Origin of the sequence: Acinetobacter chengduensis (genome assembly GCF_003664645.1) — a bacterium.
Lineage (GTDB): Bacteria > Pseudomonadota > Gammaproteobacteria > Pseudomonadales > Moraxellaceae > Acinetobacter > Acinetobacter chengduensis.
On record NZ_RCHC01000013.1, the window covers coordinates 1 to 13,245 of the forward strand.

Sequence of the window (13,245 nt, forward strand, 5' to 3'; positions counted from 1 at the left end):
GGGTGACTGTACAACAGTGCCGTACAAACAAATCATCATTGCCACAGGTGAAGGCGCGAAAGCATCACTTTCTGCTTTTGATTACATCATCCGCTCTGGGCAGTAATAAAAGAAAAGGTCAGTGTGTTCCCCATACACACTGACCGATTTTCTAAGTGTTATTTTGAATATTGTTGTTATCAATATTCTCGTTTTATAGGAACTTTGGATGCTAACACCGGAGTTCCTTTTTTTATCTGCAAGATCAGAATCAAAATGTCCCCACGCATTTTGATCCTATTCTTTGCCCATAATTTTTCTTGTTTTACAACCTTATTATTATACTTTCCCCAAGGTTGTTCTTTTCAATTGCTAAGCTTATAAGCAATAAGTATTCCAAAGTGGTAATTCATATTAAGAATTGAATAAATTCAATTCTTTAAATTTTCTCATTAACTGCTCTTGTGTTTCCACATGCTCAGGATGGGGCACTATGCACTCAATTGGACAGACATCGACACAGGTCTGAGTTTCATAAAAACCTACACATTCTGTGCAGCGGTCTGTATCAATTTCATAGACCTTCGTACCTTCATAAATCGCTTCATTCGGGCATTCAGGCAAACACATATCGCAGTTAATGCATTTGTCGGTAATGAGTAATGCCATATAAAACTCGACTAAGCCTGATAAGCCAAAGACGATGCAGAAATATCTGCCGTCGAATTTGGTAAGTTACGAATCAATAGGGCATAGCTCATATCGACATCGGCAGGTACAGGAATATCAACGATATGACCTGAACCTTTGGCATCTTCAATTGAATTGCCTTTTTTGTCTTTAATTTCAGTCAAGGTAAAGGTGATATTGCCTTTGGTGGTCATTAGTTCTAATGAATCACCCACGACAAAACGGTTTTTCACATCAATTTTGATATAGTCACTATGACGTTCTAACACTTCACCGCAGAAAATTTGATGATCAAAACTTGATGAACCATTTTCATAGTTTTGATATTCACTATGTACATGACGACGTAAAAAACCTTCGGTATAACCACGGTTTGCCAAACCTTCAAGTTGCGTCATGAGAGATGGATCAAAGTCTTTACCTTGTAGCGCATCATCAATGGCTTTACGATAAATTTGCGCAGTACGGGCACAGTAAAAGTAAGACTTGGTACGGCCTTCAATTTTGAGTGAGTGAATGCCCATTTTAGTTAAACGGTCTACATGCTGAACCGCACGTAAATCTTTAGAATTCATAAAATAAGTGCCGTGCTCATCTTCTTCAGCAGCAAAGGCTTCTTCGTCATTACGTTGTAATAACACAGGATCGGACACTTGATGTTGTGATTGCATGTGTAACTCATCTGCATCTTTTGAGCAACAACTTTGTTTTTGCGCATCACCAATGTTTTGTACAGGAATCACATCGCCATTGGCATCTTCCTGAGTTTCAGAAACTGTGTATTCCCAACGACAAGCATTGGTACATGCGCCTTGGTTGGCATCACGTTTATTCATGTAGCCTGACAGCATGCAACGACCAGAGTAGGCCATACATAGTGCACCATGCACAAAGACTTCAATTTCCATGCCCGGAACTTGGGTTTTAATTTCTTCAATTTCTTCAATCGACAGTTCACGTGACAAAATCACACGGGTTAATCCCATTTTTTGCCAGAATTTCACCGTTGCCCAGTTCACGGCATTGGCTTGAACCGATAGGTGAATGTCAATTTCAGGGAAGTTTTCACGCACCATCATAATCAGACCTGGATCTGACATGATCAATGCATCAGGCTTCATTTCGATAATAGGTTCGAGATCACGGATAAAGTTTTTTAATTTTGAGTTATGAGGCTGAATATTCACCACCACATAAAACTTTTTACCCAAAGTATGCGCTTCGTTAATGCCAATGTTCAGATTGTCATGATCAAACTCATTGTTACGCACACGCAAGCTATAGCGTGGCTGACCTGCATACACGGCGTCTGCACCGTATGCAAAGGCATAGCGCATGTTTTTCAGTGAGCCAGCAGGTGAAAGAAGTTCGGTAACAGTCGTGATACTCATGACAAAAATTAAGGCATATAAAAATTATGGCTTTATTGTATGAATCTAAAAAAATGATTCAACCTAGTAAAAAACTCGGAATTAAGCTTAAAAAGCGCTATTTTTTTATCTGAATCAAGACTAATATATATGCATATTCGAATATACAGATATACTATGGATCAACTCACTTTTTTTAAATCTTTATCGGATCAAACCCGTATAGATATTTTAACTTTTCTGTTGTTACGTGGTGAAAGTTGCGTCTGCGATTTAATGAGTGCTTTAGATTTAAATCAGCCGAAAATATCGCGTCATTTGGCTTTATTGCGTAGCGCAAAAATTTTGCAAGATCGTCGCCAAGGGCAATGGGTTTATTACCAAATTCATCCTGAATTAGAACCGTGGTGTGTAGAGATGTTGAACATATTGCTACAACAAAATCCACGTGCAGAAAGTTTTAAAATTTCTGAAAATACTTCTATTTGTTGTGATTAAGTGTATGAATTTTCTATTTTTATGTACGGGTAATAGTTGTCGGAGTATTTTGTCTGAAGCCTTGTTTAATGCACGTGCGCCAGAAGGTTTTAGTGCCTGTAGTGCCGGCAGTCAACCTTCAGGGAAGGTACATCCTTTGTCATTAAGAACCTTGCAAAGTTTAAATATTTCCACAGATAATTTGTGGAGTAAAAACATGCAAGATTGTGAAAAATTTAAGCCGCAAATTGTCGTTACAGTCTGTAGCTCAGCGGCAGTAGAACCATGTCCGCTCTATTTGGGTAATGCGATTAAAGTACATTGGGGCTTAGAAGATCCATCGCATTTGGAATGTGCAGATGAAGAGAAAATCCAGGCATTTAAGCAGACAGTTGAACATATTCAACGCCGTTTTGACGCCTTTTTTGCTTTAGCTTTAGACCATTTAAGCCAAGAAGAACTGATTTCTGAGTTACATAAAATTGGTCAGATTGATTAATTAAAAAGCATAACTGCAAAAATAAAAGCATATTTTTGGGAGATATCTTTTTATTTTTGCACTATATCCATCTAAGTTGAATATATGCAAACTGCAAAACTATCATTTTTAGACCGTAATCTTACGCTGTGGATTTTTATTGCCATGGCATTTGGGATTTCAGTCGGTTATTTTTCTCCGCAAACAGCCATTATCTTAGACAGAATGAGCGTGGGTACGGTAAATGTACCAATCGCGATTGGCTTAATCTTGATGATGTATCCGCCTTTGGCAAAGGTGGACTATGCCAATTTGCCACAAGTGTTTCAGGATAAGCGAACGCTACTGCTGTCACTGGTACAGAATTGGCTGATCGCGCCATGTTTGATGTTTGCTTTGGCAATTATTTTTTTACAGACTTACCCCGAATATATGACGGGACTAATTTTAATTGGTCTAGCACGTTGTATTGCGATGGTTTTGGTTTGGAATAATCTCGCATGTGGTGATAACCAATATGCGGCCGCCTTGGTGGCATTTAATAGCATTTTCCAAATTCTGTTTTTTAGTAGCTATGCATGGCTATTTCTGAGTGTCTTGCCTCCTTATTTTGGAGTAGCAGGGCAAGTCATTGATGTTGGCTTTGGCGTCATTACTCAAGCGGTGCTCATTTATTTGGGTATTCCATTTTTGTTGGGTTATTTCAGTCGCATGATTTTGGTTAAATACAAAGGTTTGGATTGGTACTCGAATCAGTTTCTGCCAAAAATTAGTCCGCTCAGTCTATTGGCCTTGTTATTGACCATTGTGGCAATGTTTAGCTTAAAAGGGGGCGAAGTTTTAAGCCTACCTCTGGATGTACTACGTATTGCCATTCCACTGACCATTTATTTTGTAGTGATGTTCTTTGTAAGCTTCTTTATGAGTAAATGGATGGGAAATGACTATGCAAAAACCACAGCCATTTCATTTACTGCTGCGGGTAATAATTTTGAATTAGCCCTTGCAGTTGCTATTGCTACCTTTGGATTGGCTTCACCTGTTGCATTTACCACGATTATTGGGCCATTAGTCGAAGTTCCTGTGCTGATTGCTTTGGTTAGCGTGTCTTTATGGCTACGTAAAAAATATTTCTCTCATGCAGAGGAAAATACTTAATGAGTACTAATTTATGAAAGCTTGATCTGCCGAATATCGAGCTGGATTAACTTGTGTAGACTCAATTTCGAAAGTGTTTTTGGCGTTTGAAGAAGATGGTCGGATGAAACCATCATGCCTATATGATCGAATAGTTGAGGTGATGGACGAACTTGATAAATTTACCTTGTTGACCTGAGCTCAGTCGGCATATTTGACCAATCGATATGCTGAACCTAAGGAGTTGGTGACTGAGCTGTCAAAACGGGTAAATCAGAATTCTGTATAAAAAAGCGTGAAATAGAATTTATTGAGCTTCAAGCTGTTTTAATATTTGACATTGATCGACTGTATTTTGTGTGTTGCAAGATTGGCGGAGCTGTTGCAATTCCTGCTGGAATTTATGCAGTTCAGCCAATTTTTTTTCGACTTGAGCTAAATGTAAGTCAATAATTTCATTCACAGCATGACAATTTTGCTGGGGTTGTTGCTCTAAGCGAATTAAAGTTTCAATTTCTTTTAAAGACAAATCTAAAGCACGACAACGCTGAATAAACATTAAACGTTTTAAAGCATCTTCAGAATAATAACGATAATTATTGTCCGCCCGAAACGAAGGCTGAATGAGTTGTTTTGTTTCATAAAAACGAATGCTGTCTGTACTGAAACCAGTCTTTTTACTCAGCTCACCAATTTTATAATTTGCCATGCTTGACCTTGGAGTTACTCTAGGGTTTCTAATGACTATATCTTGTTAAAGGTTGTATTGCATAGGAGATTTGTATGGCGTGTACTTGTAGCCATGAGCCTGCACCACCAAAAGAAAATAGTAAATTTCGCACAGCATTATGGATTGCATTATTTATTAATGCTGCCATGTTTTTGGTTGAGCTGATTGGTGGTGCTTATGCACATTCATCTTCACTCTGGGCAGATTCATTAGATTTCTTTGGGGATGCAGTGAACTATGCAGTGTCACTGGCAGTCTTAGGTGCAAGTTTATATTGGCGCGCTACTGTTGCACTGTTAAAAGGCATGACCATGGCATTATTTGGTTTTGTGGTCATTGGAAAGGTCGTTTATTCTTATATTCAGGGTATACCACCTGAAGCAATCACCATGGGGGCTATTGGGGTTTTAGCCTTAATTGCTAACGTTATTTCTGCAGTTATTTTATATGCCTTCCGAGATGGTGATTCCAATATGAAGTCTGTTTGGTTGTGTAGCCGCAATGATGCCATTGGCAATGTAGCCGTAATTTTGGCTGCGATTGGGGTATTTGGTACGGGTAGTTTGTGGCCTGATATTATTGTGGCTGCAATTATGGCGATACTGGGTTTAACGGGTGGTTATCAAGTGATTAAACAAGCTTTGAAAGAACGTAAAGACAGTAAAATTGAAACGAGTTGCTCAGTTTAATCAATAAAAAAACCGAAGCATAAGCTTCGGTTTTTTGCATTAGATTGAAAAATCTAAATCTTATTTTTCAACGAATGCACGTTCAATCACGTAATCGCCAAGAACGCCCATTTTAGGAGATTCTTTAAGACCGTGTTGATCAAGAAGCGCCGCAACATCGTCTAGGAATGCAGGTGAACCGCAAAGCATTGCACGGTCTGTTTCAGGGTTGAAACGTGGAAGACCGATTTTTTCAAATAATTGACCAGATTCGATGGCGGTCGTTACACGGCCTTGAGTATGGAATTCTTCACGCGTTACAGTTGGGTAGTAAACCAATTTTTCTTTCGCGCCTAATTCACCAAAGAATTCGTGGTTTGGAATTTCATTTTCAATTAAGTCTTGGTAAGCCAATTCTGAAATGAAGCGTGTACCATGAACGACAATAATTTTTTCAAAGCGTTCGTAAGTTTCTGGGTCACGAATTACAGAAAGGAAAGGTGCAAGACCAGTACCTGAAGAAAGTAGGTATAAGTTCTTACCTGGATTTAAGTCATCCAATACTAAAGTACCTGTAGGTTTCTTAGAAACTAAAAGTTCGTCGCCTACTTTCACTTTTTGCAAAATAGATGTTAAAGGGCCATCTGGCACTTTAATAGAGAAAAATTCTAGCTCTTCTTCATAGTTTGCGCTAGCAATAGAATAAGCACGCATTAAAGGCTTACCATTTACTTCAAGGCCGATCATCACAAATTGACCGTTTTTAAAACGTAATGCAGTGTCACGAGTCGTTTTAAAAGAGAATAGAGTGTCATTCCAATGGTGGACGTGAGTAATCTTTTCGACGTTAAAAGCAGCCATTAAAGGTCTCAATAAAATTATCAAATTAGAACAGCTTACTATTCTAATCTAAAATCATTCTCGATAAACTGAATATATTTAATTGAACTTATCAGAAAAAGTGATTATGTCGACTTTGAATTTGCCAATAATTGGTTATATGCATTCTCCCTATCAAGAAAAGTTTGGTATTCCTCGTCAGCCGAACCTAGTGCAAGTTGAGTCTTATATTGAAATGACGGGTGAGTACAACACGCTATTGGCTTTTGAAGGTATTGAAGCATTTAGTCATTTATGGTTAGTTTGGCAGTTTCACGACAATAAAAATCAAGACATTCAAAAGTTCCGTCCACAAGTACGCCCGCCACGCCTTGGGGGAAATGCAAAAATAGGTGTTTTTGCTACGCGGAGTATGTATCGACCTGCGCCGATTGGTTTATCTGTGGTACAGCTGAAGAAAGTAGAAAAAGTTGGACAATCTGTGCGAGTTTATGTGCAGGGCAGTGATTTACTCAACGGCACACCCATTGTAGATATTAAACCCTATATTCAATATTCGGATGCTGTGGTCGATGCACAAAGTGGCTATGCGCAAGACGAGCCTAGCCGTAAAGTGGTGTTATGGCTACAAGTCGCAGAGCAGCAAAAAATCCACTTATTGCAGACCAAAAAAATTGATGTACAGCAATTGCAAGAGCTTGAACAAGTATTGGCACTTGATCCGCGACCTGCCTATCAGGAAGATGCAATGCGTGTTTATAAAATGCGCTTTGCCAGTATGGACGTCGCATTTACTGTGAAGGCCGAAGCCGTACACATTTGTGAGCTTAATACAGTAACTGAATAGCGTTGTTCCTTATAGGCAATACAGTAGCGTGATGAGCACAGCAATATGCAAAATTTGAATTGGTGCAAAATAGGCAAAATAGCTATAACCGCCAGTGATAAATGCATTGATGGATTTAGCAATTGCATGTGCGATCATCCCAAGAACAAATGCATAAAATATGGTGCTATTGTCGGGCGTACCTTGTATCACAACGGTTGCCATAGCAGCATGAATTTCAAATAAAGATGCTAGTAAGGTTCCAAGAATTAAACCTGCATCGCCCAAACTTAAATTAAGTGCGTAAACACCTGCCTGAATCAGCGTTAAGGTTAAGGCGATAATTGTGGCCTCTTTTAAGCTAAACATGCGACTGTCTAAATCTTGATTGGACGTTGTCAGGGGAGCATCTTTTAATAAGAGCCATGCACAGGCTGCCAAAATGACTGTGGCGATGAGAGTAGCAATGACAATGCTTTTTAGCCACAGCATGCTCAGACCAGCCACAATAATCAGTAATTGCAATAGTGTAGCGACACAAGACATGAGTGCAGCACCCGCATTGTGTTTTGCATTGGCACGTCCAGCGCGAACTTCCATGCCTAAGCTTGCAACCGTGGCAGTGCTGGACACAAAACCGGAGGCAATAGCAGACAGCATCATAGCATTTTTAGAAGACAATAACCGTTTTGCAATATGTGCTAAGGATTGCACGACCAAGATCAGTGTAAGAAGTTTTAAAATAATATAAGGATTAAGTACGTCGCCCCAAAGAGGGGTATTGGGAGTAAGGGGAAGTGCGATTAGGATTAATGCCAATAAACACAGACCATCTCTAAATTCGGCTTCAGTAATCCATTTTCCTGCAAAGCTGTGCATGGAATGTTTGGCCCTTAAAATAATGGTTAACACCACAGATAAACCTGCAGCCAAAGGCATATTCCATAAACATAGTGCCCCAATAAAATAGGTCATTATAAAAGCCAGTTCTGTGGTAATGCCTGGGTCATCCGTTTGGTTTTTAATAGAAAGCACCACCATTGCGCCCACAATTGCGGCGCCCATTAACCCAATATGCTGACCAAATAAAAAACAGAGTGCACCAAGCAAGGCACAAATGGCAAAGGAGCGAAGTCCTGCAAAGCTGTGCTGATTTTCACGTTGTTTACTACGTTCACGTTCTAAACCAATGAGTAAGCCACAACCTAGTGCAGATGCCAATATAGAAAGCAATGTAGCAAATGAGCTTGGAAATTGTGTGGCAAATGAATAATCCAAAAGGTCACCAATACTGTCGTTATTGTCTAGATGTGCTTGAAATATAGGCGAAGTTTTGAATATCTTTCAAGCGTTGTATTGCTCAAAATAGGAAATATCCTTATTTATTTTAAGGTTTTGGTTTAGGCAGATTAATAATGCAGGTCTATCGAATACTTTTAGGTGTTAATTGATGGTTTATTGATATAAAAAGCAAGGTGAAACTTGGTATAGTAAAAGTCTGTTTGGGGACTGAAAATAATGATACATAACTTTGAAATTGACACGGTTTGGTGTCTAGAGCAATTAGAAAAAGATGGCCGAATTACAGAGCGCGATCGACTCTTAATTCAAACGACACATCGTCAACGTGAACAGCTGAAATGGCATCCATTACAGTGGATTTCAAATTTTAACTTGCCAGATCAAAGTCATCCCCAGTCAGTTTTAACGCTCAATCGTTTATGTCAGTGGTTAGCTGAAAAAAGCCAATTACCTTTTTATATTATTGACCCATTAAAAGCCGATGTGGCCGCATTAACCAGTGTAATGTCGCAAGAGTTCGCCTTCCGAAACCGTATATTGGCTGTTGAACTTCAAAATGATGTGGTGCTGATTGCAACGGATCAGCCTTATAAAATGGAATGGATGTCCAATCTAGAGCGGACGGTACTACCGCGTAAAATTCAACGCGTACTGTTAAATCCAGAGCAATTACAGCGTTATTTGGTGGAATATTATCAGGTCAGCCGTGCGGTGAATAATTCACAAAAAAGCTCGGCTTATGATCGTGACAATAAAGGCGTGGAAGCCTTGCTACAATTGGGCGATACGCAAAACCCAGATGCCAATGATCAACATATTGTGAAGCTGGTTGATTGGGTATTACAGTTTGCTTTTGAACAAGGGGCCAGTGATATTCATCTTGAGCCACGTAAAGAGGCAGGCAAAGTACGCTTTCGTATAGATGGCGTATTACACACTATTTATAACATGCCAGCGAATACCCTGACGGCGGTCATTTCGCGAATTAAAATTTTAGGGCGAATGAACGTTGCAGAAAAGCGTAAACCACAAGATGGACGTTTAAAAACGCGGACGCCAAAAGGCCAAGAAACTGAATTACGACTCTCTACTTTACCTACAGCATTTGGTGAAAAGTTGGTGATGCGTATTTTTGATCCTGAAGTGTTGGTACGCAGTTTTCAACAACTGGGTTTTGAGGGACGTTTGCAAAGCGCATGGAATGAACTGACTAGCCATAGTCATGGCATTATTTTAGTCACAGGGCCTACGGGTTCGGGTAAAACCACCACCTTATATTCCTCGCTTAAACAGTTGGCGACAGATGAGGTGAACGTTTGTACCATTGAAGACCCGATTGAAATGTTAGAGCCTAGTTTTAACCAAATGCAGGTGAATACTGGAATTGACTTGGGTTTTGCCGACGGTGTACGTGCGCTAATGCGTCAAGACCCTGACATTATTATGGTGGGTGAGATTCGTGATCATGATACTGCCAATATGGCGATACAAGCTGCATTAACAGGTCACTTGGTATTATCTACCTTGCATACCAATGATGCGCCATCAAGCTTAACGCGTTTACATGATTTGGGTGTACAACCCTTTTTGACAGCCGCAACTATTTTAGGGGTTTTAGCACAGCGTTTAGTACGGAAATTATGCCCGCATTGTAAGCAAGAAACCTTTATTGATCATCAAGAGTGGAAACATCTGACTTTTGATTACAATGTAGATATGCCAGATTTTGTGTTTAAGGCTGTTGGTTGTGATGAATGTCGTAATACCGGTTATAAAGGGCGAGTAGGTATTTATGAGTTTATGCCACTGAGCTTGGAAACCAAACAGCTCATTGGTGCCAATGCAGATCTGACTAAACTACGTTATCAAGCCCGTAAAGAAGGGATTGAACCTTTACGAATTGCAGGAGCACGTAAAGTCATGGCTGGTGTAACGACTTTAGAGGAAGTCCTACGAGTTGTGCCTTTGAACTAAAGGAATAATTCAACTTATGTGAGAGGCATATCATCATCTGATGCATTAAGTGATGTATGTAATTTCATATTATGCGCAAAATGAGGTGTTCCTCAGATTCACCTCATATTTCTTTGTTTAAATGCAGATATCCAATTAAGCATTGAACATTTAAACAGAGGAATGAATATGAACACATTAACTAAATCACTGATTGCAACGGTTGTAGCGGGTGTTGCTGTATACGCTGTTGCAAATCCAACCACATCACAAACAACTGTGAACGCAGGAGCAGTGAACCAAAAAGCAATTGCTGCACCTGTATTGGTGAGCGTAAAGCAAGCGTTAACTTTAAAAGATGATACCGAAGTTCAGTTAAAGGGCTACATTGTGAAAGCGCTTGGCGATGAAAAATACCAATTCAGCGATACCACTGGAAGCATTACGGTCGATATCGATGATGACTTATGGCAGGGTAAAGCCATTTCTGCTAAAACACCTGTGATCATTATGGGTGAAGTAGATGTTGATCTATTGCCAACCAAGCATGTAGAAATTGATGTGGATCAAGTGAAATTTTAATCACAGTAGATGACTCTACAGAAAACCGTATGCTTGCATGCGGTTTTTTTATTATGCTGGCAGAATCAAGTACAAATAGATTTTGATCGTTCACTCCCAATGTAAGGAATATCGGCATGCGTATATTACTGGCTGAAGATGATACCTCCCAAGCGGATAGCATTAAAGCATGGTTAGAAATGGATGGTTATAGCTTAGATTGGGTAGCACGTGGGGATCATGCAATTTTGGCTTTACAACAGCATCAATATGATTGTGTGTTGTTAGATCGTGGCTTACCTGAAGCAACTGGTGATGATGTCATTGTCGCATTACGTAAAACGCAGCCCCAAACGCCAGTCATATTTATTACTGCAAAAGACAGCATACAAGACCGCGTGCTTGGACTCGATTTAGGTGCAAATGATTATTTGGTTAAGCCATTTAGTTTAGATGAGCTTTCTGCACGTATTCGTGCTCAATTACGTTTAAAGCAGGCCGAGCAAAGCCAAGTAAATATAATTAGCTTTGATTGCTTAAAGTTGGATATACAGGCTAAGACCTTGCACAAAGCCACAGAGCGTATTGATTTAACCGCCAAAGAATTTCAAATTTTATATAAATTGATGCAACGACCTGAGCATACAGTCAGTCGAGAGATGTTAGAAGAATCTTTATATGCATGGGGCGATGAAGTCGAAAGTAATGCGATTGAAGTGTATATCTATCAATTAAGAAAAAAACTTGGCAGTCAATATATTAAGACGATTCGTGGTTTAGGTTATCGCATGAATAGGGCGTCATCATGAATCAATCGGTGATTTCCCTTCAGCAAAAATTGCTTAAAACGTCGTTATGGAGTTCTGTCCTCGCAGGGGCAATTGCATTGTGTTTACTTTTTGCATTGTCAGCTTATCAAACGATGGATACGCAAGATGCCATTATGGATGAAATAGCTGATTTGCTGATGGCTCAACAGCAACCGAGCCAATCGAGTCAAACCATTGCGGAGTTAAGCAAAGAGTTTGATATTTCTTATGTCGTGCAACATAAGCATCGTATTTTGGCGAGATCTGAACTTGAGGATCAGCATGACCAGACAAGCTTCGACTCAAATCGAATGGCTAAGGGATATGGGTTTTATTGGCAAGATATGCAACTGTGGCGAAGCTATAAACAGACTGAATCAGATTCACAGCGTGAAGTACTTATGTTGCAACCCATGCAAGAACGAGTTGAATTATTATTACAAAGTGTATTGGGATATGCTGCTGTTTTACTTTTGTTATGGGGGTTGCAGTGGGTATTATTAAAAGTGCTGATGAAGCGGGATTTTGCCGTTATCCATCAGTTTTCTGAGCAAATTTCATTCAAAAACTCGAAAGAGTTGAGTCCAATTGATGCAAGCCAGCCTGCAATTATGGAATTAGAGCCTATACGTTTGCAGTTAAATTCCTTAATGCAACGTTTAGAGCGCGCCTTAGAAGCAGAGCACCGCTTTACCGCAGATGCCTCACATGAGCTACGTTCGCCTTTATCGGCCATACAAATGCGCTTGCAAGTGTTAGGTCGTAAATATCAAGATCATCCACAATTGGCAAAAGAAATGCTCGCAATACAGCAAGATGTCAGCCGTGGTACACAGGTACTCGAAAATTTATTATTGTTGGCGCGCTTAGATCCTTCGAACGTGGAAGATTTGCCCAAAACAAAAGTGGATGTACAGGCATTAACTGAACGAGTATTGATGGATTATCAAGAATCATTGAAACAACGTCAGTTAATGCTTGAGACTAAATTAGAGCCCGTGGTGATAGAGGCGAATGAAGAATTATTGCAAATCTGCTTACGCAACTTAATCGACAATGCGGTGAAGTACACTCCAGTTTTAGGTGCAATTCATATTCAACTCAGCCAACAGAGAGCACATTTCTATTGGCAAATTGATAACTCTAGTGAAGGTATAGATGAAAAAGTGATACAACACTTTGGCGAGCGTTTTTATCGGGTATTGGGAAGTCAAGTACAAGGAAATGGTTTAGGTCTTTCTATCTGTAAAAAAATTGTTGAATTACATCAAGGCCAGATTAAATTTTCAGTTTCTGATTTAGGCGGTTTAAAAGTTCTGATTGAGTTTTGATGTGAGTACCACACGAAACTTAATATATTTACAGTATAGCGACTTATGCAAATTCTGGGTTTACATAATTGCAGGATTAAATTGGGATTAAAAA

At 39.5% G+C, this 13,245-nt stretch carries 14 protein-coding genes and 2 pseudogenes; 11 read left to right on the forward strand and 5 right to left on the reverse strand.

Annotated elements, in window-relative coordinates; all coding sequences use genetic code 11:
- Positions 1-106, forward strand: a pseudogene (locus tag D9K81_RS11890) (FAD-dependent oxidoreductase); the annotation flags it as partial.
- A gap of 287 nt (positions 107-393) precedes the next feature.
- Here the strand turns inward: D9K81_RS11890 and D9K81_RS11895 are convergent.
- Both D9K81_RS11895 and trhP read right to left on the reverse strand, forming a co-directional pair.
- Positions 394-648, reverse strand: coding sequence for a YfhL family 4Fe-4S dicluster ferredoxin (locus tag D9K81_RS11895; protein ID WP_120374963.1), 255 nt, complete (start codon positions 646-648; stop codon positions 394-396).
- A gap of 11 nt (positions 649-659) precedes the next feature.
- The gene (gene trhP / locus D9K81_RS11900) at positions 660-2,060 is read right to left on the reverse strand and encodes a prephenate-dependent tRNA uridine(34) hydroxylase TrhP (RefSeq protein ID WP_120374964.1); all 1,401 of its coding nucleotides are present in this window, start codon (positions 2,058-2,060) and stop codon (positions 660-662) included.
- Between the two features lie 156 nt (positions 2,061-2,216).
- On the opposite strand from trhP, the gene D9K81_RS11905 reads away from it, so the two are divergent.
- From D9K81_RS11905 to D9K81_RS18675, 4 genes and pseudogenes are all read left to right on the forward strand, one after another.
- Positions 2,217-2,537 carry an ArsR/SmtB family transcription factor gene (locus D9K81_RS11905; RefSeq protein WP_120374965.1) on the forward strand — a complete coding sequence of 107 codons (321 nt, stop codon included), beginning with the start codon at positions 2,217-2,219 and terminating at the stop codon, positions 2,535-2,537.
- A 4-nt stretch (positions 2,538-2,541) separates the two neighbouring features.
- Complete coding sequence (locus D9K81_RS11910; RefSeq protein ID WP_120374966.1) at positions 2,542-3,015, forward strand: arsenate reductase ArsC; 474 nt, start codon at positions 2,542-2,544, stop codon at positions 3,013-3,015.
- Positions 3,016-3,099: 84 nt separating this feature from the next.
- Positions 3,100-4,152, forward strand: coding sequence for an ACR3 family arsenite efflux transporter (arsB, locus tag D9K81_RS11915; RefSeq protein ID WP_120374967.1), 1,053 nt, complete (start codon positions 3,100-3,102; stop codon positions 4,150-4,152).
- A 61-nt stretch (positions 4,153-4,213) separates the two neighbouring features.
- A pseudogene (locus tag D9K81_RS18675) lies at positions 4,214-4,420 on the forward strand (arsenical resistance protein ArsH); the annotation flags it as partial.
- Positions 4,421-4,438: 18 nt separating this feature from the next.
- Here the strand turns inward: D9K81_RS18675 and cadR are convergent.
- Complete coding sequence (gene cadR / locus D9K81_RS11920) at positions 4,439-4,840, reverse strand: Cd(II)/Pb(II)-responsive transcriptional regulator (protein ID WP_120374968.1); 402 nt, start codon at positions 4,838-4,840, stop codon at positions 4,439-4,441.
- Positions 4,841-4,914: 74 nt separating this feature from the next.
- On the opposite strand from cadR, the gene D9K81_RS11925 reads away from it, so the two are divergent.
- Positions 4,915-5,550 (forward strand): cation transporter, encoded by a 636-nt coding sequence (locus tag D9K81_RS11925; RefSeq protein ID WP_120374969.1) that lies wholly within the window; start codon positions 4,915-4,917, stop codon positions 5,548-5,550.
- A gap of 60 nt (positions 5,551-5,610) precedes the next feature.
- Here D9K81_RS11925 and D9K81_RS11930 read toward each other — a convergent pair whose 3' ends face one another.
- The gene (locus D9K81_RS11930) at positions 5,611-6,390 is read right to left on the reverse strand and encodes a ferredoxin--NADP reductase (RefSeq protein ID WP_120374970.1); all 780 of its coding nucleotides are present in this window, start codon (positions 6,388-6,390) and stop codon (positions 5,611-5,613) included.
- A 106-nt stretch (positions 6,391-6,496) separates the two neighbouring features.
- Here D9K81_RS11930 and tsaA point away from each other — a divergent pair, with 106 nt between their 5' ends.
- Positions 6,497-7,216 (forward strand): tRNA (N6-threonylcarbamoyladenosine(37)-N6)-methyltransferase TrmO, encoded by a 720-nt coding sequence (tsaA, locus tag D9K81_RS11935; protein WP_120374971.1) that lies wholly within the window; start codon positions 6,497-6,499, stop codon positions 7,214-7,216.
- Positions 7,217-7,225: 9 nt separating this feature from the next.
- Here the strand turns inward: tsaA and D9K81_RS11940 are convergent, their stop codons facing one another.
- On the reverse strand, positions 7,226-8,473 hold the full coding sequence (locus D9K81_RS11940) for an MgtC/SapB family protein (protein ID WP_198488542.1): 1,248 nt from the start codon (positions 8,471-8,473) through the stop codon (positions 7,226-7,228).
- A 240-nt stretch (positions 8,474-8,713) separates the two neighbouring features.
- Here D9K81_RS11940 and D9K81_RS11945 point away from each other — a divergent pair, with 240 nt between their 5' ends.
- The 4 genes from D9K81_RS11945 to D9K81_RS11960 all read left to right on the forward strand — a co-directional run bounded on the left by D9K81_RS11945 (position 8,714) and on the right by D9K81_RS11960 (position 13,151).
- Positions 8,714-10,471 carry a GspE/PulE family protein gene (locus tag D9K81_RS11945; protein ID WP_120374973.1) on the forward strand — a complete coding sequence of 586 codons (1,758 nt, stop codon included), beginning with the start codon at positions 8,714-8,716 and terminating at the stop codon, positions 10,469-10,471.
- A gap of 168 nt (positions 10,472-10,639) precedes the next feature.
- Positions 10,640-11,032 carry a NirD/YgiW/YdeI family stress tolerance protein gene (locus D9K81_RS11950; protein ID WP_120374974.1) on the forward strand — a complete coding sequence of 131 codons (393 nt, stop codon included), beginning with the start codon at positions 10,640-10,642 and terminating at the stop codon, positions 11,030-11,032.
- A 116-nt stretch (positions 11,033-11,148) separates the two neighbouring features.
- Positions 11,149-11,820: a response regulator transcription factor gene (locus D9K81_RS11955; protein ID WP_120374975.1), complete on the forward strand. Its 672-nt coding sequence runs from the start codon at positions 11,149-11,151 to the stop codon at positions 11,818-11,820.
- Positions 11,817-13,151, forward strand: coding sequence for a sensor histidine kinase (locus D9K81_RS11960; protein ID WP_120374976.1), 1,335 nt, complete (start codon positions 11,817-11,819; stop codon positions 13,149-13,151). Before D9K81_RS11955 ends, D9K81_RS11960 begins: the two co-directional genes overlap by 4 nt.
- Positions 13,152-13,245 lie beyond the last annotated feature (94 nt).